Origin of the sequence: Shinella sp. CPCC 101442 (genome assembly GCF_024704725.1) — a bacterium.
Classification (GTDB): Bacteria; Pseudomonadota; Alphaproteobacteria; order Rhizobiales; family Rhizobiaceae; genus Shinella.
In genome coordinates this window covers 209,600-229,738 of the sequence record NZ_JALIQS010000002.1, presented here as the reverse complement: position 1 = coordinate 229,738, position 20,139 = coordinate 209,600, and the positions used below count along the sequence as shown (strand labels likewise).

Genomic DNA, 20,139 nt, shown 5'->3' with positions numbered 1-20,139 from the left:
CCCCTTTTTGTTTGTCGGAGAGCGACGCGGAAGCGTCACCGGGCTGTCATGCCCCTGTAACACGAAAGCCTCAGAACCGCCGGGTTCGTTCATCCCGGATCCCGGAGGATTTCATGAAAACCCGTTCGCTCACCGCTGCGCTGGCAGCGGTTCTCGCCGCATCGGTGGCTTCTGCCGCCAGCGCCGAGCCCGTATTCAATCGTATTGCATCCTTTGCCGTTGCCGATAACCTGCCTGAAGGCAAGGACAAGGCGACGCCGACCTCGGCGGAAATCATCGCCGCTTCCGAAGACGGCAACACGCTCGTCTATTCCGACAGCCCGAACAAGGCGATCGGCATCATCAACATCACCGACGCCAAAGCCCCGAAGGCCGGCGGCTCCGTCGCCTTCGAAGGCGAGCCGACATCGGTCGCCGTTGCCGCCGGCAAGGCGCTCGTCGCCGTCAACACCCGCGAAAGCTTCGTCAAGCCGTCGGGTGTTCTCGCCCAGGTCGATCTTGCATCCAGGAAGATTGACGCGACGTGCGATCTCGGCGGTCAGCCGGACTCGATTGCGCTGAACAAGGACAAGACGATCGCCGCCATCGCCATCGAAAACGAGCGCGATGAAGACGTCAATGACGGCGACCTGCCGCAGATGCCGGCCGGTGACCTCGTCCTGGTGTCGCTCAAGGATGGCGTCGTCGATTGCGGTTCGCTGAAGCGCGTCACGCTCACCGGCCTTGCCGATGTAGCCGGTGACGATCCGGAGCCGGAATTCGTGTCGTTCAACAGCCTCGACGAAGTCGCGCTGACGCTGCAGGAAAACAACTACATCGTCATCATCGACGGCAAGACCGGTGCGGTGAAAAGCCACTTCTCCGCCGGCAAGGTCAGCCTCGAAGGCGTCGATACCAAGAAGGATGGCGCGCTGAAGTTCACCGGCGAGGTCAAGGACGTCGCCCGCGAGCCGGATGCCGTGAAATGGCTGGACGACGATCGTCTCGTCGTCGCCAATGAAGGCGACTGGAAGGGTGGTGCTCGCGGTTTCACCATCTTCGGCAAGGACGGCAAGGTTCTTTATGAGAATGGTGCGGCCTTCGAGCGCGAGATCGCCAGGATCGGTCACTATCCGGACAAGCGCAACAAGAAGGGCGTCGAGCCGGAAGGCCTGGAAGCGGCCAAGTTCGGCGACGACAACCTGTTCTTCGTGCTCGCCGAACGCGCGTCCATCGTGGGCGTCTACAAGGATACGGGCGCTGAGCCGGAGCTGCTTCAGCTTCTGCCGTCGGGTGTCAGCCCGGAGGGTGCCGTTGCCATCCCGAGCCGTAACCTTCTCGTTACCGCCAACGAAGTGGATCTGGTCGAAGACGGCGGCGCGCGTTCGCATGTCATGCTCTATGAGCGTGCCGAAGGCGAAGCTGCCTATCCGCAGATCGTTTCCACCGAGAAGGATGGCGAGCTGATCGGTTTTGGCGCGCTTTCGGGTCTTGCTCCGGTCAAGGACAAGCCCGGCATGCTGGTTGCCGTCAACGACAGCTTCTACGCCTCGCAGCCGACGATCTTCACGATCGACGCCACCGCGAAGCCGGCGAAGATCGTCGATGCGCTGCGCATCACCCGCACCGGTGCGGCCGCCCAGAAGCTCGACAGCGAAGGCCTGACGCCGGATGGCGAAGGCGGTTACTGGCTTGCCAATGAAGGCGATGCGGACAAGCTTTACGCACACGCCATCATCCATGTGACCGAGAAGGGCGAGATCGACAAGGAAATCGCCATTCCGGCCGAACTGCGCGCCCACGAAAAGCGTTTCGGCTTCGAAGGCATCACCAGTGTCGGCGAAGGCGACGACCTGACGCTGTGGATGGCCGTTCAGCGCGAATGGGGCGATGACGAGAAGGGTTTTGTGAAGCTCGTCTCCTACAAGCCGTCCTCCAAGGAATGGGGCGCGGTGCGTTACCCGCTCGAAAAGACCGAGAGCGGCTGGGTTGGCCTGTCGGAAATCATCGCCAGTGGCGACTACGCCTACATCATCGAGCGTGACAACCTGATCGGCCAGGCGGCCAAGCTCAAGAAGCTCTTCCGCGTGGCGCTCGCCGACCTGAAGCCCGCCAAGCTCGGCGGCGACCTGCCTGTCGTGAAGAAGGAAGAGGTTCGCGACCTTATTCCCGACCTGAAGGCCACCAACGGCTACGTCGTGGACAAGGTCGAAGGCTTCACCATCGACGCCGCCGGCAACGGCTTCGTCGTCACCGACAATGACGGCGTCGACGATTCCTCCGGCGAAACGCTGTTCTTCGGCATCGGCCCGATCAACGCCATGTAAGCATCGACGATCCGGCGCCTTTCCCGCGAGGGGAGGCGCCGGACGGTTTCTTGAAAGCACAAAGAAAAAGGCCGGGATCCTGCGATCCCGGCCTTTTCGATTGTCGTAGTGTTCAAACTAGCCGACGGCTTGCAATGAACGTGCCGTTGCCGGCTCGTCCTTGTCTCGTTCCCGTTGCAGCTCGTCGGTCTTCTCGCTGAGACAGCGGATGATTTCCTTCATATGCTGCTTCTGATCTTCGGTCAGAACGTTGAAGATCGCCTCGATCGTCTTGTGCTGCGGCTGCTGGGCGGCCGAAATGACGGTCCGACCCATATCCGTAATCGAGACGATCTTGGCACGGCGGTCTTTGGGATCGGGATCGCGCTTGACCAGTTTGTCACGCTCGAGGCCATCGATCGCCTCCGTCACCGTACGGGGTGCGAAACCAAGGGCGCAGGCAATATCCGTCGACCGCTGGGGACCCTGGCATTCGAGAAGAAGCAGGAACTTGCTGCGGGCGAGCGACACACCTTCGTCCATCATGCACTCGTTCACCAGGCGGCTAACCTGATGGTAGAGTTTGAACATGCCTTGGGAGATTTCTATCGTGCTACTCATGAGGTGGAATATAGGTATTATGAGGGACCATGTCAAATGATCACGAAGTTTTTCGAATAATTTGATCATATATATTGAACGATCACTGTAAATGCGAACGGTCATCCTGCCCGCAATATTCATGCCTTTTCGTCGCCCTTTTCGGGGTGGGCCGATTTCCCCCTGCATAACGGCGCCCCAGGGCTCGCAAGCATTGACCGGGAGAAGGGGGGAGGCGATTGTCCGGCCATGCCTTTCCGTTTCATTCACACCGCCGACCTGCATCTCGATTCGCCGCTTTCCTCGCTGGCGCTCCGCAATGCCGAGCTTGGCGATCTCGTGCGCGGTGCGACGCGCCAGGCCCTGTCACGTATCGTCGATCTGGCGATCGGGGAGGCGGTCGATGCCGTGTTGATCGCCGGCGATCTCTATGATGGCGCGCAGACCTCCATGGCGACCGCACTCTTCCTGATGGGCGAAATGCGGCGGCTGGAGACGGCGGGCATCCGCGTTTTCCTCATTCGCGGCAATCACGATGCGCAGTCGCAGATCACCCGCGAACTGACCTTTCCGCCGAACGTGCATCTCTTCGACGGGCGCGGAAAGCCCGTCAAAGCCGGCGTGCTGGAAAACGGCCGGGAAATCCACGTGCATGGCGTCAGCTTCGCCCAACCGCATGCGCCGGCCTCGCTGCTGCCGACCTTTCGCGCGCCTGTCGCCGATGCTGTCAATATCGGCATGCTGCACACCAGCCTCGCCGGCGCGAGCCGCCACGATCCCTATGCGCCGACGAGCGTCGCGGACCTTGTCGCCCACGGCTTCGACTACTGGGCACTCGGCCATATCCACCAGCGGCGTGTGCATCAGGAACGCCCCTGGATCGTCATGCCCGGTAATCCGCAGGGCCGCGATATCAATGAAGGCGGGGCCAAGGGCGTCACGCTCGCCACGGTCGGCGAGGATGGCGTGGTCACCTGCGAGGAGCGCCACGTCGCCGTCGCTGTCTTCGAGCGTCTCTCGGTCGATCTCTCTGATGTGGACGACTGGCATGGCATGCTCGATCGCACGGAGGCGGTGCTTTCCCAAGCCCGGGAAAATGCGGGCGGCGCCCATCTCGTCGCGCGGCTCACCATGGTCGGTGCGACCCCGCTCGCCTGGCATTTGCGCCGCGATGAGGACCTGTTGATCGCCGAGGTACAGAACCTTGCCACCTCGCTCGGCGAATGCTGGATCGAAGCCGTGGAACTCGCCGTTTCCGCTCCGCTCGCAGGCGCCGACGACCATGCGCGGCCGATCACCGAATTGGCCCGGCTGATGCGCGAGGACGTCGTCTCAACCCACGCCTATCGCGCGGAGCTGCGCGAGACGCTGGCCGATGTGCTGCGTCAATTGCCCAGGGAGGCGCGCAGCCTGCTGGCGGCCGACGAGGCTGCAGAGGAGGGGTTGCTTTCCGATCTCGCGCTTGAGGGTTCCGATGCCGTGCTGGCACGCCTCGTTGGCGAAGGCGAGAGGGCCTGATGCGTCTCGACCGCCTCGATCTCGTCCGCTACGGAAAATTCACCGAACGCAGCCTCGATTTTGGCGTGGCGCGGCCCGGAAAGCCGGATTTCCATCTCGTCTACGGCCCCAACGAAGCGGGAAAGTCGACGCTCTTTTCCGCCTATCTCGACGTGCTCTTCGGCATCGAACGCACCAGCGCCTACGGCTTCCTGCATCCCTATCCGCTGATGCGCGTGGGCGGACGGTTCTCTGTCGGCACGGAACACCACGAAGCCTATCGCCTGAAGCGCAACCAGGCCTCGCTCGTCACCGCCGACGATCGGCCCTTGCCCGATACGCTTTTCGCTTCCGTGCTGGGCGGCATGGACCGCAACGCCTACCGCACTATGTTTTCGCTTGACGACGAGAGCATCGAGAAGGGCGGGGAAGACATTCTGAAGAGCGAAGGCGAACTCGGCGCGATGCTGTTTTCCGCCAGCTCCGGTCTTTCCGACATGGCCACGAGCCTTGCGGCGCTGAAAGCCCAGGCCGACGAATTCTATCGCCCCGCCGGCAGGCGGCACGGTCTCTCCACCTTGAAAGCCGAGATCGAGGCGCTGGCGGCCGAGCGCAAGGCACTGGACGTTGCAGCACGCGACTACGGCATTCTGGTGCGCGAGCGTGACGCCGCCGCCGAACGTCACGATATGGCGGCCGCCGCACGCGCCGCCGCGCGCGCCGCCCTCCAGCAGGCCGACCGGTGCCTGAGCGCTTTGCCCTCTCTAGCGCGGCTCAGGGCGCTGCGCGCGGAGCTTGGCGCTTTCGATCTTGGCGAGACACCACCCGCAACCTGGCGCGGACTGACGGGCGATCTCGCACGTGAGGAGGCCGAGATTGCAGCCCGTGCGGCGCGTGTGTTTGCGGAACGGGAGCGATGCGCAGCGGAACGGGCGGGGCTTGCGCAAGACGATGCGGTCCTGGCGATGGAAGCGGACCTCGCGGCACTCTCGGGCTCGGCACTGGAGGCGCGCTTCCGCACCGCCGCCCTGGATCTTGCCTCCCGTATTGCCGATCGTGACAGGCTTGTCGTGACGATTGCTGCAAGCATCCTTGCCTTGGGCCTGCCGGCGCGGACCGATCCCGCCGAGATCGTGCTGCCCGCTGGCCTCGCGGATCGACTGACAAGCCTTCTGGCTCACCGCGCGGCACTTGCCGAACGCATGGCGGCGGCGCACCGCGAACTGTCCGATGCGCAGGAGGCGCAGGAGACCGCGGTCGAGAAGGCAGGGGCCTTTTCCGATGAGGGGGCGGCCAGCGACGGCGATCTGCAATCGGCACTTTCCGCTGCCCTGCGCGCCGCCCGTGCCGGCGATCTTCCGGCACGTCGGCGGGAAACCCGGCGCCTCCTCGCCCTCGCGCGACAGGAGGCAGAGGTGGCAAAGGCGCGTCTGGCGCCTTGGTCCGGCACGACGGATGCGCTGGAAGGGATGAACGTTCCGGCTGCATCGGCGTTGGAGGACCTGCGCAAGCGGCACGAGGCGGCGGCGGAAGCGCTTCGCCGGCATCGCGAGCAGGTTTTGGCTGCCGATCGGGAGGTCGCGTCCGCAAGGACCATGCTGGCAGCACTCGAGAGGACCACCGGCGCGGCGGGTGAGGAGCATGCCGGGCATCTCCGGCAACTGCGTGATGCAGCCTGGCAGACCCACCTCGCCAATCTCGACCGCGAGACGGCTGCGGCCTTCGAGGCGCGGATGCACGACGACGACCGCGCCCGCGACGCGCAACTGCGCAATGCCGACCGCCTTTCCGAAATACGGCTGCTGGAGCGCTCTGTTGCCGAGGGGGCCGCGCGGCTTGGGATTTTGGCAGACGAGACGGTGCGGCTGGAACAGGACATGGCGGGTGCCGAGGCTGAGGTTGCCATGCTTGCCAGAGGCTGCGGCCTTCCGGACGAAACCCTGGTGCAAGACCTGACCGCGTGGTTGGACCGGCGTGTCGTGGCACTGGAGAAGGCCGGTGCGCTTGCTCGCCAGGAAATCGAAGCGGAGCTTGTCGGGAACGAGGCGCGCGACGTGTCCGCGCGGCTTGCCCGGTTCCTGGACGATGGATTGGCGGGCGACGCGAGCTTCGAGGAAACGCTGTTCCTTGCCGAAGACAGGCAGGAGGCCTTGAAGGCGGAGCGTTCGCGGCGGCTGGCGGCTGTCGAGCAGCTTGCCCGCGCAAAGGCCGATGTCGAGGCACGGCGCAGGGGCGCCGAGGAGGCCCGTGCCGCCGAGTCGGCCTGGCTGGAAACCTGGCGACAGGCGATTGCCGGGACGTGGCTGGCGACCGACACGGCTCCGACGGAGCCGGAGCGCGTCGCCGCTCTGCTGCCCGCATTGCAGGCATTGGCGCAGAATGTCGAGCGCCGTGGCGAATTCGATCATCGTATTGTCGCGATGCAGCGGGATCGGCAGGACTACGGCGACCACGCACGCCGGCTGGCCGACACACTCGCGGAACCCTTCGATGCGGACGATCCGCTCGTAACCGTCGCCGCCATCGGTCGGCGGCTTGCCGAGGCGAAGGCGGTGCGCGAAAGGGCGAAAGCCATCGGCGACATGCTGGCAAGGCTCGACGAAGAGGAGAGGGCGCTCGACGAGCGCCGCGCCGTGCTGAACGTGCGCCTGGGCGAAATCTTCGCTTTCCTCGGCTGCGATAGTCTTGCGGAAGCCGAAATCCTGCTCGAAGCCCATCGCCGGCGCGATGACCTGCGTGACCGTATCATCGAGGTCGGACGGGATCTCGTCCAGCAGATGCGCGCAGGCACGGTCGATGAGGCGGAGGCGCTGCTGGCGGCTGTCGACGAGGCTGAGCTTGTGGCCGAGAAGATCGATCTTGCCGCGCGGCTCGATCAACTCGACAAGGATGTCGAGGAGCAACACGTCGCGCGGGCGCGGGCCGAAGAGGCGTTGGCAAAGGTGGCTGGCAGCGATGCGGCGGCGGTGCTGGAGGAGCGGCGGCGCACCGCGCTCGTCGATCTGGCGGAGAAATCGCGGCGCTACCTGGCGACGCGGGCGGGCATTCTGGCAGCAGAACAGGCGCTCCGGCTCTATCGGGAGCGCCATCGCAGCGCCATGATGGAGCGCGCGTCGAAAACGTTTCGCGACATTACCGGCGGCGAATATGCCGGTCTCTCGACGATGCTGGAAAAGGACGGCGAGTTCCTCGTCGCCAATGCAGCCTCGGGCGCCTCGAAGCTTGCAAAAGACCTTTCCAAGGGAACGCGCTTTCAGCTCTATCTCGCGCTGCGCGTCGCGGGTTATCACGAGATCGCCGCAAGCCGCGAGATCGTGCCCTTCATCGCCGACGACATCATGGAGACCTTCGACGACGGACGTGCGCTGAATGCGCTGCGCGTGATGGGCGCCATGGCGACGGGCGGACAGGTGATCTACCTGACCCACCACCAGCACCTGCGCGATCTGGCGCGGGACGCCTGCCCGGATGTCACGATCCATGATCTCTGAGGGCTGAAACGTTTGATGCTACAAGGAACCGCCGCCGCCCGGAACTTGACTTGGCAGGGCGTAAATGGTTCTTGGCGCACCATCGACACTGCTGTGAACTTTGCTTCGCACCGTGCGCCGCCTTGAAGAGACAGACAGGAATGACTGAGAGAACCGGCAAAGAGGCGAGGATGTGGGAGCGAGGGCTTGCGCCTGTAAGCTTCCTCGTGCTGCTCTTCACCCTGTTCCTGTCTCAGCTTTCCCTGCCGGAAGGCGCACGGACAGCGGGCCACCCGCAGCGCGCGGCCACCGAAGGTGGCGTGGCGCCCGCGCCGCTCTCGACAGCCGGCGATGAATTGCGATTCCCGGCCAGTGGTCATGCCGAACGGCGGATCGCCAAGGCGAAGACAGGTCTGCCGGAAGGGGATGGAGCCGGCAAGGCGATCGTTCCCGGCGCTGGCATTCTCCTCTATCCCTTCGAAATCGCATCGACTGCGGCCACGGCCTCTGTCGATGATGCCGCACCGGCGAACGCCCGTCCGGCTGCTTTCCGCAGCCGCGCGCCTCCGGGCCTGGCTGCCTGAGGCCTTGTGGCGCAGAAGCGCCGCGCCATTTGATTGAAATTCCGATCCCACGGAGGGCGCCGGCTTCCGGTCGCGCCTTTCCCGCAGTTGAAATGGAACAACCCCATGAAAACCTCCAAATGGGCATTGTTTGTCTCCGCCGTCATCATCCTCTTCGGGATGCTCGCGGCCGTGCCGAACGTGCTGACGCCCGAGCAGCAGGCAAAATACGGGCGCTATCTGCCCGCCAATCCCGTCACCCTCGGTCTCGACCTGAAGGGCGGCTCGCATCTCGTGCTCGAGGTGGATTCCGCAGCGTTGCGCAAGGCGCGCATGGACGCGCTTTTGAACGACACGCGCGCCATCCTGCGCACGGCCGGTGAACGTGCCTCTGCCGCCCGCCTCAATGGCACGACGCTGACGATCACGCTGCCCGACCAGGCCGCGGTCGACAAGGTCCTGCCGGAAGTGCGCAAGCTGGCAGCCCCCACCTCCACGCTCGGTTTCGGCGGCGGTTCCTCCGATATCGATGTCGCCAATACCGATCTCGTGATCAACGTCACGCTGACGGAGGCCGGCATCAACGAACGCATGTCGGCTGCCGTCGAGCAGAGCCTTGAAATCATCCGCCGCCGCGTCGACCAGGTCGGTGTTGCCGAACCTCTCATCCAGCGTGTCGGCGGCGACCGTATCCTCGTCCAGCTGCCCGGCCTCCAGGACCCGACGCGCCTGCGCCAGCTGCTTGGCTCGACCGCGCAGATGAGCTTCCACATGGTCGACCAGACCGTGGATCCGAACAGCGTTGCGCCGCGTGGCGTGCTGATCCTGCCCGGTGCCAACGACAACAACAAATATGCCGTCGAAGAACGCGTCGCCATCTCGGGCGACCGTCTGGCAGACGCCAAGGCCGGCTTCGACCAGCGCACGAGCGAACCGATCGTTTCGTTCAGCTTCGATTCCACCGGTGCGCGCCAGTTCGCGGAAATCACACAGGCCAATGTCGGAAAACCCTTCGCCATCGTTCTCGACGGCAAGGTGCTGACGGCACCGGTCATCCGCGAGCCGATCATCGGCGGCCAGGGCCAGATTTCCGGCAATTTCAACCCGCAGGAAGCGACCGTGCTTTCGGCGCTGCTGCGCTCCGGCGCGCTGCCCGCACCGCTCACCATCATCGAGGAGCGCACCGTCGGCCCGAACCTCGGCTCCGACTCGATCCGCATGGGCCTCTATACCGGTCTCGCCGGCCTTGCCGCCGTCGTGGTGCTGATGCAGGTGCTCTACGGTTCCTGGGGCCTCATCGCCAATCTCGGCCTCGTGCTGCACACGATCCTGACGATCGGCCTGCTCGGCATCCTGGGCTCGACGCTCACGCTGCCGGGTATTGCCGGTATCATCCTCGGCATCGGCATGGCGGTGGACGCCAACATCCTTATCAACGCGCGTATCCGTGAAGAGACGGCGGCCGGGGCGGGGGCCATCAAGGCGCTCGATGTCGGCTTCAACAAGGCCTATGCCACCATCGTCGACGGCAACATGACGACCATGGTCGGCATGATCTTGCTCTTCATGTTCGGCTCGGGCCCGGTTCGTGGCTTCGCCATCACCATGATCATCGGTCTGGCGATCTCGATGTTCACCTCCATCACCTTCGTGCGCTTCCTGATGCGCGAGGTGGTTCTCCGCCGCAAGATGAAGAAGATCGACATCCATTCGATGTTCGGCCAGGTCTGGAGCATCCCGACCTTCTCCTTCATGCGCGGTCGCTATATCGCAATCGCCATGTCTGCCTTCATTTCGATAAGCTCGATCATTCTGTTCTTCACGCCGGGCCTCAACTACGGCATCGACTTCGTCGGCGGCATCCAGGTCGAGGCGACGTCCAAGACGCCGATCGATCTCGCGCCGCTGCGCGAGAAGATGGAAGGCCTGAACCTCGGCGAAGTGGCGCTGCAGGAATTCGGCCAGGGCACGTCGGTTCTCGTTCGCGTCCAGCGTCAGCCGGGCGGCGAAGAGGTGCAGACCGCAGCCCTCCAGAAGGTTCGCGACGGTGTTGCCGAAGTGATCCCGGATGCGAGCATCGAGCGCACGGAGGTGGTCGGCCCGACGGTCAGCACGGAGCTTGCCCGTTCCGGCTTCCTGGCCGTCGGCCTCGGCATGCTGGCGATCCTGATCTACATCTGGTGGCGTTTCGAATGGCACTTCGCCGTGGGCGCCATCGCGACGCTGATCCTCGATATCACCAAGATGATCGGCTTCTTCTCGCTGATGCAGATCGACTTCAACCTGACGGCCATCGCCGCCGTACTGACGCTGATCGGCTACTCGGTCAACGACAAGGTGGTGGTGTACGACCGCATGCGCGAGAACATGCGCAAGTACAAGTCGATGCCGTTCTCCGATCTGATCGACCTGTCGATCAACCAGGTGGTCATGCGATGCATCTTCACCTCGGTGGCTGTTGCGGTGTCGCTGCTGCCGATGGCGATCTGGGGTGGCGATACGGTAAAACCCTTCGCCTGGCCGATGCTGTTCGGCGTTATCGTCGCAACGACCTCGTCGATCTATATCGGCGGTCCGATCCTGCTCTTCCTCAACCGTTTTTGGAAGGATCGCGCCGCCGTCACGCCGGGCGCGCCGGCAGCGGAAGCTTGAAAACAGAACGGGCGCCCTTGAGGCGCCCGTTTCATTTCAGGAGAAGCGTTCGGGACTGAACGTGTCGGCCCCGATACCCTCGCGGGTGAGCGCCTCCGGTACGGGACTGCCCGTGATAAGGGCTGCGGCAAGGCTGCCCAGCGCGGGCGAGGTGAGGATGCCGTAGCCGCCCTGGCCGGCGAGCCAGAAGAAATTCTCCGCGTCCTTCGCCGGACCGATGACCGGCAGGCGGTCGGCGGAGAAGCTGCGCATGCCAGCCCAGCTCTTGAAGATACGGCGTACGCTGAGCGTCGTCGCTTCCTCGACATAGTGGGCGGCATAGGCGACGTCGAGTTCTTCCGGCTGCACGTCCGCCGGTTCGCAGGGGGTGGCGTCGGCAGGCGAAGCGAGCAGGCGGCCGCCCTCCGGCTTGAAGTAGAAGATTTCCTCCACCTCATTGATTTCCGGCAGGCGGCCGGCGTCGATGCCTTCGGGCAGATCGACGGTGATTGCGGTGCGCCGGTGCGGCACGATGCCCATGGGCGCGATGCCGCACAGCGATGCCACCGTATCCGCCCAGCCCCCGGCGGCATTCACCACCATGCCGGCTGAAATCGTCTCCTCGTTCGTTTCGACGAGCCACGTGTCGGCCGCGCGCCGCGCGCCGGCCAACCGCCGGTTTTCCAGAATCTCGGCGCCGTGGCGGCGGGCATGCCGGGCATAGGCCTGGAGGAGGGCGTCGACCTCGATGTCCCAGTAGTCCGGGTCGAAATAGGCGGCTGCGGCATAGGTTGGGTTCAGCATGGGGGCACGGGCAAGCATGGCCGTTTCATCCAGCCATTCGACCGCAACGCCGAGCTCCCGGGCCTGCTCATAGCGAGCACGCACGAGTGCTGCCTTGTCCTCCGTGCCGAGAATGATGCTGCCGCGCTCGATGAGAAGAGGCACGGTCGCAAACCCCTCGGGCGGCGTCGTCAGGAAGCCGTGGCTGGCGCGGGCAAGCGCGTTCACGAGGGGCGCATTGTCGCGCAGCGTGAACTCCGCCGCCGAGCGGCCGGTGCTGTGATAGCCGAGCGCGTCTTCCCGCTCCAGCACCACGACCGAGCGGTGAGGGCTCAAGAAATAGGCAAGCGAGATGCCGGCGATGCCGCCGCCGATGATCGCGATGTCGAAAGTCCGCATGACCCCTCCAGTGATTTGAAGGCTCAGGCGTAAGCAAGCCCTCTGCATTTTTCAAATTTATAGAGGTGACGATCGATATCAGTTGGATTGATGGGGCTCACCCCACCGCCAGGGCGTTACATGGGCGATATGCGTCAGGAAGGCGCGCTCGGCCGGATTGAGCGCCGAGTGTGGATTGGTGATGCGAAATGTTTCCGTCACCGGCAGGTTGTCATAGGGCGGCAACTGCCAGAGATCGCCGGCGGCAAGTGCGGCGTCGGTAAGATGCGCCGGCAGCATGCCGATCCCGGCATTGGCGACGACCAGCCGCAGCACTTCCTCCACGTTGAAGGCAAGCGCGCGCACCTGCTGGCCGAAGGAGCCGACAGCGCGCACCGCCGTCACCGGTCCCATATGCGGTCCGCCGAGCACGTCCGCGAGGAAACTCACATAGGGCTCGCCGCGCAGGTCCTCGAGCGTGGCATCCGGCGCGCCGAACAGCCGGTGCCCGCGGCCGCAGTAGAGCGCATAGCGCTCGTAGCAGAAGGGCACCTTCTCCAGCCCCTCGGGAATGATGCCGTCGGAAAGACCGAGTGTCGCGACTCCACGCTCCACCGAGCGGATGACATCCGTCGTCGTTTCGATCGTCACGCCCACGGTGACACGCGGATGCAGCCGGAAGAATTCGGCGATTGCCTTGTCCCAGACGGGGTTCATGGCGTGGCTGACGGCGTGGATGGTGATATGGCCGGATACATCCTCACCGGAGGATTCCATGGCCTCGGGCAGGCGCACGATGGCGGAAAAGATATCGTGGCACAGCGCATGCAGCCGTTCGCCGGCTTCCGTCAGTTCGAAGCGGCCGGGGCTTCGGTCGATCAGCCTGTGGCCGACGGATTGCTCGAGCCGCTTCAGCGCCATGCTGACCGCGGGCTGCTGCAGAAGCAGCCTGTTTGCCGCGCGCGTGATCGAGCCTTCCTCCACCACGACGACGAAGGTACGCAGCAGGTTCCAGTCGAGATTGTGGGCAAAACGTTCGAGGCGGTTGGTCGGCATGCGTGTAGTTAGGATGGCAGCTCAAGCAGAGGCAAGGGCTGGCTGGTTCAAGCGGTCAAGAATGTGATCGAGTGGCGTATTTTTTCGCGGAACCAAGTTCCTTTCCAGCGCATTGGGCTCTCCGAAAGAAGGGGAAACGCCATATGTGGGAACGGTTTAGCACCAGCGGGCTCGCGGGAGCCTATGTCGATGAGCTGTTGGCGGCGGGCATTGAAGCCCATATGGAGTTTCGGCCGCGGCGGTCGCTTGACCCGTTTCCGTTTCTCGTCAGCCCGGTGGAGGATGACGCGAGAGATACATTTCTCTCCACGACCTATTGCATCTCCGAAAATATCGGCGACGCGCCGTGCGGCTCCTGATACTCAAAGCTAAAAGGGCGGCCGAAGCCGCCCCCAAAGACCGTTACTTCATCGTATAGATATCGATCGAGAAGTATTTGTCGTTGATCTTCTTGTAGGTGCCGTCTTCGCGGATTTCCTTCAGCGCGGCATTGAGCTTCTCGCGCAGGTCGTTGTCTTCCTGGCGCACCGCGATGCCGACGCCGTCGCCGACGAACTTCTTGTCGGTGACCGGCTCGCCGATCAACTCGCAGCAGGCCTTGCCGTCCTCGTTCTTGGTGACCCAGTCCAGCAGCGGGATCATGTCGCCGACCTGCAGGTCGAGGCGGCCATTCGCCATGTCGAGGTTCACTTCGTCCTGCGTCGGATAGAGCTTGAGCTCCGCATCCGGATAGACGGCGGCGGCGAAATCGGCCTGCGTCGTGCCGGACTGGGCGCCGATCGTCTTGCCCTTCATGCCCTCATTGGTGAAATCCGTGATGCCGGAATTCTTCGGAGCGGCATGCGTCATGGCGGCGAGATAATAGGGGTCGGTGAAGTTGACCTGCTTCTTGCGCTCTTCCGTGATGAACATCGAGGCAATGATCAGGTCATATTTCTTGGCGAGAAGGCCGGGAATGATGCCATCCCAGTCCTGACCGACGACTTCGCATTCCACCTTCATCTTTTCGCAGAGCGCAAGGCCGATCTCCACGTCGAAGCCGCCGAGCTTGCCGGCGGAATCCTGGAAATTGAAGGGCGGATAAGCGCCTTCCGTGCCGATCTTCAGCGTCCCGGCGGAGGCCTGGGCGGAAAGAAGCGTGGAGCCTGCGAGCGCCAGTGCCAGAAGCAGTTTTTTCATGGTCGTTCCCCTGTTGTGATTGTGACCTATGGTAGACGGTAACGTGGGCGTGCGCATAAACGAAATAGATAGGCATGATGTTCGCTATCATTTCAGCTTATGTTGAAAATGGGTCTCACGCTGTCATGAAACGGGAAACACCGCGCATCACGCCGCGCAGCTCGGCAAGTCCCTTCAGCCGGCCGATCAGAGAGTAACCGGGATTGATGCGTGCCTTGCCGATATCGTCAGCCAGCAGGTGGCCGTGGTCCGGCCGCATCGGAATGCGCCAGTCGGCGCGCCCTTCGGCTTTGCGCCGGTTCTGCTCCTCCAGAAGGGCGACGACGACCTCGACCATGTCGGTCGAGCCGTCGAGATGGTCGGCCTCGTGGAAGGAACCGTCGGGCTCGCGGGTGACATTGCGCAGGTGGCTGAAATGGATCTGCGGGCCGAATTCTCGCACCATGGCCGGCAGGTCGTTGTCAGCACGCACGCCATAGGAGCCGGTGCAGAAGGTGAGGCCGTTCGCCGGGCTCGGGGCCGCCGCCATCAGGGCGCGTGCGTCCTCGGCGCAGGAGACCACACGTGGCAGGCCGAAGAGGGAGAAAGGCGGATCGTCCGGGTGGATGCAGAGCCGCGCGCCGACCTCTTCCGCAACGGGCACGATCTCGCGCAGGAAGGTGAAGAGGTTTTCGCGCAGCGTTTCGGCATCGATGTCCTGATATTCATCGAGCGCACGTCGAAAACTGTCGCGGTCGTAACTGCGCTCGGTGGCGGGCAGACCGGCGATCAGGTTGCGCTCGATCGTCGCCAGCTGTTCTTCAGAGAGAGAGGCCAGGCGTTGCTCGGCCGCACGGACGGCACTGGCGGAATAGTCCTTTTCCGCGTCCCGGCGTTTCAAGACGAGGAGATCATAGGCGGCAAAATCGACGGCATCGAAGCGCAGCGCAAAGCCGGTCGAGGGCATGCGATACATCAGGTCGGTACGCGTCCAGTCGCAGACAGGCATGAAATTGTAGCAGATCGTCGTGACGCCGGCCTTGGCGAGGGCGCGGATCGTATCCTTGTAGGCGCCGATGTATCCGGACCGCTCGGGAGCGGCGATCTTGATGGAATTGTGAACGGGAATGCTTTCGACCACCGACCAGGTGAGGCCGGACGCCTCAATGCGCGCCTTGTAGGAAAGGACGTCATCAAGCGGCCAGGCGGAGCCGTCGTAGATATGGTGGAGAGCGGAGACGATGCCTGTCGCTCCGGCCTGCTTGATGTGATCCAGCGTCACCGGATCCTTCGGCCCGTACCACCGAAAGCATTCTTCCATCATCGTCCGCTCCTCCAGATGTCATAAGGTTTGGATCACAGATTGAGAGATGACTCAATGTGTGCGCAAAGGCTTCCAGCCGGCTGAAACGACTCTGGTTTTCCCCCGGCATTGACATCGGTGAGGCCCGTCACTCAACCTTCGCCGGAAACGGCGATGGAGGAAAAGATGGCGCGGGATTTCGAAGGAAAGGTGGCGCTGGTCACAGGCACGAGTGGCATCGGCCGGGCCTCGGCGCTCCGATTGGCGGAAGGGGGCGCTGCCGTTTTTTCGCTTGGCATAGACGAGAAGGCGAATGCCGAACTGAACGCCATTGCCGAAGACCGCACCCTCACGATCCTCGTTCGGCGCGTGGATGTTTCGCTTGCCGATGCAGTTGGCGCGGCGGTGGCGGAGCTGGAAAGCCTGCACGGTGGGCTCGACATCATCGTCAATTCCGCAGCCGTGCATCCCTATGGCACGGTGGTGACGACGGATGCGGAAACGTTTGCTCGATGCATGGCCGTCAATGTCGGCTCGATCCACCTGACCGCCCATTTCGGCGTACCCTTGATGATGAAACGCGGAGGCGGGGCGATCGTCAACATTTCCTCCGTGCAGGGGCATGCCTGCCAGAAGGGTGTCGCCGCCTATGTGGCGAGCAAGGGTGCGATCCATGCGCTGACGCGGGCGATGGCGCTCGATCACGCGGCCGATGGCATTCGGGTGAATTCGGTGAGCCCCGGCTCGGTTCGCACGCCGATCCTCGAACTCGCCGCCCGCACCTTCGACGGGGCGGAGGCGGATATCGAGGCGGTCTTCAAGCGCTTTGGCGCGTCGCACCCGCTCGGCCGCATCGGCGAGCCGGAGGAGGTGGCTGACATGGTCGCCTATCTCGCTTCCAGCCGCGCCGGCTTCGTCACCGGCGCGGATTTTATCATCGACGGCGGGCTCACCGCCGGCATTGGGGTCGCCTAGAGAATTATCCGACACCGAAGCGGTATCGCTTCGGTGTCGGAGAATGCGGTAAAAACAATATCCTAAGCAATTCCGGTAAGCGGAGTTGCTTTGGTAGCGATCTACCAGCGCTGGTGAACGTGGGGCGCAACGAGGCGGTAATAGACCTCGCGCGTGGCTTCCATCACATCTTCGGGGATCACCGGCAGGCCGGCGGCCTTGGCGTTCGCCTGGGCCTGTTCGGCATTGCGTGCGCCGGGAATGACGACGCTGACGGCGTCCGCCATCAGGATCCAGCGCAGCGCGAAGGCCGCCATGGTGGCGCCTGTCGGCACGAGCGCGCGGATTTCTTCCACGGCTTGCAGTCCGGTCTCGAAGGGCACGCCGGCAAAGGTCTCGCCGACGTCGAAGGATTCGCCGTGGCGATTGAAGTTGCGGTGGTCATCGGCTGCGAAGGCGGTGTCGCGGCTGATCTTGCCGGAAAGCAGGCCGCTGGCCAGCGGTACGCGGGCGATGACCGCGACATGCCGACGGGCGGCCTCCTTGAAGAACAGCTGCGCCGGGCGCTGGCGAAAAATGTTGTAGATGATCTGGACGCTGACGACGCCCGGGTACTCGATGGCCTTCAGCGCTTCCTCGACCTTCTCGACGCTGACGCCGTAATTCGCGATCTTGCCGGCGGCCTTGATCTCTTCCAGCGCATGGAAGACCTCGGGACGGTAGTAAACCTCCACCGGCGGGCAATGCAGTTGCACGAGGTCGAGGCGTTCGACGCCGAGGTTCTTCAGGCTGCGGTCGATGAAGCCTTCGAGATTTTCCTTGTTGTAGCCATCGGCGACATGTGGCGAGAGTCGGCGGCCGGCCTTGGTTGCCACCATCGGGCGCTGGCCGCCACGATCCTTGAGAACATCGGCGATGATCTTTTCCGAACGGCCGTCGCCATAAACGTCGGCGGTGTCGATGAAGGTCATGCCGGCATCAAGTGCGGCATTGAGCGCGGCGCGGCCATCCGCCTCGGTGACGTCGCCCCAGGCGCCGCCGATCTGCCAGGCGCCGAAGCCGATATCGGTGGTGGTGAAACCCGTGCGGCCGAATTTGCGATGTCTCATGAAAATGTCTCCCGGCAAATTGATGTGCCGGGAGGTAGCACTCCGCTCAAGCGCGGACAAGGAAATCGCTTCCGCCAATGGCTCAGGCGGGAGTGATTTCTACCAGATAGAAGGTGGCACTTTCACCGACAGACAAAACCTCAGCCTTCTCCGAGCCGTCGAGCACGAGCGCATCGAGCGGCTGGAGGCCGACGAGGCCTTCAGCGGTGGAAACGCCGAGCGGTGCCAGCGCCAGCAGGAGCCGTTCGCCAGCGGAATCGCGAAGCGCCTTGGACCCTTCCGCGATGTGGTGCGTGAGCGAATGCCGGAAAGCACCCCGCCGCGTCATCACGTTGAGGTCGGTGATCGGCCCGCCCGTCAGCCGGGCGGTCGTCGGTGCATCGGCCGGAAAGGCGAGGGGCGCGCAGACCGGCGTCAGCAGCTTGTCGCCAAGCCCTTCGATGGAGAGCGCCATGCCATCGCCCGACAGGACCGCCAGCGTGCGGTCGATGCCGGGGAAGACGGAGAACGGTCCATCGCTCGCCACCGTCGCCATGCTGACGCGCCAGCCGAAATCCGAAAGGCTTGCGCCTTCCGGAGTGACGATTACCTCGACCGTCTCGCCGCCGCCGTTCTTCCACGGCATGCGGCGATGGTCGCTGTTGCGAAGAAGCCGCATCCTCAGTTGCCGAGGATGCCGGGAAGGCGCAGGCCTTTTTCCTTGGCGCAATCGATAGCGATGTCGTAGCCGGCATCGGCATGGCGCATGACGCCCGTCGCCGGATCGTTCCACAGCACGCGGCTAAGGCGCTCGGCCGCTTCATCCGTGCCGTCGGCGCAGATGACGACGCCCGAATGCTGCGAGAAGCCCATGCCGACGCCGCCACCGTGATGGAGCGACACCCAGGTCGCACCCGAAGCGGTGTTGAGAAGGGCGTTCAGCAGCGGCCAGTCGGACACGGCGTCCGAGCCGTCCTTCATCGATTCCGTCTCGCGGTTCGGCGAGGCGACGGAGCCCGAATCGAGGTGGTCGCGACCGATGACGATCGGCGCGCTCAGTTCGCCGTTCTTGACCATCTCATTGAAGGCGAGGCCGAGGCGATGACGATCACCCAGACCGACCCAGCAAATGCGCGCCGGCAGGCCCTGGAAGGCGATACGCTCGGCGGCCATGTCGAGCCAGTTGTGCAGGTGCTTGTTGTCCGGCAGCAGTTCCTTGACCTTGGCGTCGGTCTTGCGGATGTCCTCCGGATCACCGGAAAGGGCCGCCCAGCGGAACGGGCCGATGCCGCGGCAGAACAGCGGGCGGATGTAGGCCGGTACGAAGCCCGGGAAGGCGAAGGCGTTTTCGAGGCCTTCTTCCTTGGCGACCTGGCGGATGTTGTTGCCGTAGTCGAAGGTTGGGATGCCCATGTCCTGGAAGGCGATCATCGCTTCGACATGCTCGCGCATCGAGGCGCGGGCGGCCTTTTCGACGGCCTTCGGGTCGCTTTCGCGCTTTTCCTTCCACTGGGCCATCGTCCAGCCCTTCGGCAGGTAGCCGTTGATCGGGTCGTGGGCAGACGTCTGGTCGGTGACCATGTCCGGGCGGATGCCGCGACGAACCATTTCCGGCAGGATTTCGGCGGCGTTGCCGAGCAGGCCGACGGACTTGGCCTCACCGGCCTTCGTCCAGCGGTCGATCATCGCGAGCGCCTCGTCGAGCGTCTCCGCCTTTTCGTCGATATAGCGGGTGCGCAGGCGGAAATCGATCGAGTCGGGGTTGCACTCGACGGCAAGGCACGAGGCACCGGCCATGACGGCGGCGAGCGGCTGGGCGCCGCCCATGCCGCCGAGGCCGCCGGTCAGAACCCACTTGCCCTTGAGGTCGCCATTATAGTGCTGGCGGCCGGCTTCCACGAAGGTCTCGTAGGTGCCCTGAACGATGCCCTGGCTGCCGATATAAATCCACGAGCCGGCCGTCATCTGGCCGTACATGGCGAGGCCCTTCTTATCCAGCTCGTTGAAATGGTCCCACGTCGCCCAATGCGGCACGAGGTTGGAATTGGCGATCAGCACGCGCGGCGCATCCTTGTGCGTGCGGAAAATGCCGACCGGCTTGCCGGATTGCACGATCAGCGTCTCGTTTTCTTCGAGATCGCGCAGCGACGCGACGATCTTGTCGAAATCGGCCCAGGTGCGCGCCGCACGGCCGATGCCGCCATAGACGACCAGTTCATGCGGGTTTTCCGCGACGTCAGGGTCGAGATTGTTCATCAGCATGCGCAGCGGCGCTTCCGTCATCCAGCTCTTGGCGGTGAGTTCGGTGCCGCGGGCAGCACGGATTTCGCGGATGTTGTGGCGGGGATTGGTGGTCATTGGCTGGTTCTCCCG

The 20,139-nt window shown here is 63.9% G+C and carries 14 protein-coding genes; 6 read left to right on the top strand and 8 right to left on the bottom strand.

Annotated elements, in window-relative coordinates:
• The first annotated feature begins 113 nt into the window (after positions 1–113).
• Positions 114–2,306 carry an esterase-like activity of phytase family protein gene (locus MUO32_RS06320; protein ID WP_257947381.1) on the top strand — a complete coding sequence of 731 codons (2,193 nt, stop codon included), beginning with the start codon at positions 114–116 and terminating at the stop codon, positions 2,304–2,306.
• 117 nt (positions 2,307–2,423) lie between these two features.
• Here MUO32_RS06320 and MUO32_RS06315 read toward each other — a convergent pair whose 3' ends face one another.
• Positions 2,424–2,876 carry a MarR family winged helix-turn-helix transcriptional regulator gene (locus MUO32_RS06315; RefSeq protein WP_257947380.1) on the bottom strand — a complete coding sequence of 151 codons (453 nt, stop codon included), beginning with the start codon at positions 2,874–2,876 and terminating at the stop codon, positions 2,424–2,426.
• 258 nt (positions 2,877–3,134) lie between these two features.
• Between MUO32_RS06315 and MUO32_RS06310 the strand changes: the two genes are divergently transcribed.
• The 4 genes from MUO32_RS06310 to secD all read left to right on the top strand — a co-directional run bounded on the left by MUO32_RS06310 (position 3,135) and on the right by secD (position 11,067).
• Positions 3,135–4,403, top strand: coding sequence for a DNA repair exonuclease (locus MUO32_RS06310; protein WP_257947379.1), 1,269 nt, complete (start codon positions 3,135–3,137; stop codon positions 4,401–4,403).
• Positions 4,403–7,873 carry an AAA family ATPase gene (locus tag MUO32_RS06305; protein WP_257947378.1) on the top strand — a complete coding sequence of 1,157 codons (3,471 nt, stop codon included), beginning with the start codon at positions 4,403–4,405 and terminating at the stop codon, positions 7,871–7,873. The genes MUO32_RS06310 and MUO32_RS06305 overlap by 1 nt, the downstream gene beginning before the upstream one ends.
• Positions 7,874–8,013: 140 nt before the next feature.
• Positions 8,014–8,436 carry a hypothetical protein gene (locus MUO32_RS06300; protein ID WP_257947377.1) on the top strand — a complete coding sequence of 141 codons (423 nt, stop codon included), beginning with the start codon at positions 8,014–8,016 and terminating at the stop codon, positions 8,434–8,436.
• Positions 8,437–8,541: 105 nt separating this feature from the next.
• Complete coding sequence (gene secD, locus MUO32_RS06295) at positions 8,542–11,067, top strand: protein translocase subunit SecD (protein ID WP_257947376.1); 2,526 nt, start codon at positions 8,542–8,544, stop codon at positions 11,065–11,067.
• Between the two features lie 36 nt (positions 11,068–11,103).
• On the opposite strand, the gene MUO32_RS06290 is transcribed toward secD, so the two are convergent.
• From MUO32_RS06290 to uxuA, 4 genes are all read right to left on the bottom strand, one after another.
• Positions 11,104–12,228, bottom strand: coding sequence for an FAD-binding oxidoreductase (locus MUO32_RS06290; protein WP_257947375.1), 1,125 nt, complete (start codon positions 12,226–12,228; stop codon positions 11,104–11,106).
• Between the two features lie 78 nt (positions 12,229–12,306).
• Positions 12,307–13,263 carry a LysR family transcriptional regulator gene (locus tag MUO32_RS06285; protein WP_257947374.1) on the bottom strand — a complete coding sequence of 319 codons (957 nt, stop codon included), beginning with the start codon at positions 13,261–13,263 and terminating at the stop codon, positions 12,307–12,309.
• A 402-nt stretch (positions 13,264–13,665) separates the two neighbouring features.
• Entirely contained in the window at positions 13,666–14,442 is a 777-nt protein-coding gene (locus MUO32_RS06280) for an ABC transporter substrate-binding protein (protein ID WP_257947373.1), read from the bottom strand.
• A gap of 115 nt (positions 14,443–14,557) precedes the next feature.
• Positions 14,558–15,742 (bottom strand): mannonate dehydratase, encoded by a 1,185-nt coding sequence (gene uxuA / locus MUO32_RS06275; RefSeq protein ID WP_257948210.1) that lies wholly within the window; start codon positions 15,740–15,742, stop codon positions 14,558–14,560.
• A gap of 156 nt (positions 15,743–15,898) precedes the next feature.
• Between uxuA and MUO32_RS06270 the strand changes: the two genes are divergently transcribed.
• Entirely contained in the window at positions 15,899–16,699 is an 801-nt protein-coding gene (locus tag MUO32_RS06270) for an SDR family NAD(P)-dependent oxidoreductase (RefSeq protein WP_257947372.1), read from the top strand.
• Between the two features lie 101 nt (positions 16,700–16,800).
• Here the strand turns inward: MUO32_RS06270 and MUO32_RS06265 are convergent, their stop codons facing one another.
• The 3 genes from MUO32_RS06265 to hutU form a co-directional block, all read right to left on the bottom strand.
• Entirely contained in the window at positions 16,801–17,787 is a 987-nt protein-coding gene (locus MUO32_RS06265) for an aldo/keto reductase (protein ID WP_257947371.1), read from the bottom strand.
• A gap of 82 nt (positions 17,788–17,869) precedes the next feature.
• Positions 17,870–18,445: a HutD family protein gene (locus MUO32_RS06260; RefSeq protein ID WP_257947370.1), complete on the bottom strand. Its 576-nt coding sequence runs from the start codon at positions 18,443–18,445 to the stop codon at positions 17,870–17,872.
• 2 nt (positions 18,446–18,447) lie between these two features.
• Entirely contained in the window at positions 18,448–20,124 is a 1,677-nt protein-coding gene (gene hutU, locus MUO32_RS06255; RefSeq protein ID WP_257947369.1) for a urocanate hydratase, read from the bottom strand.
• Between the last annotated feature and the right edge of the window lie 15 nt (positions 20,125–20,139).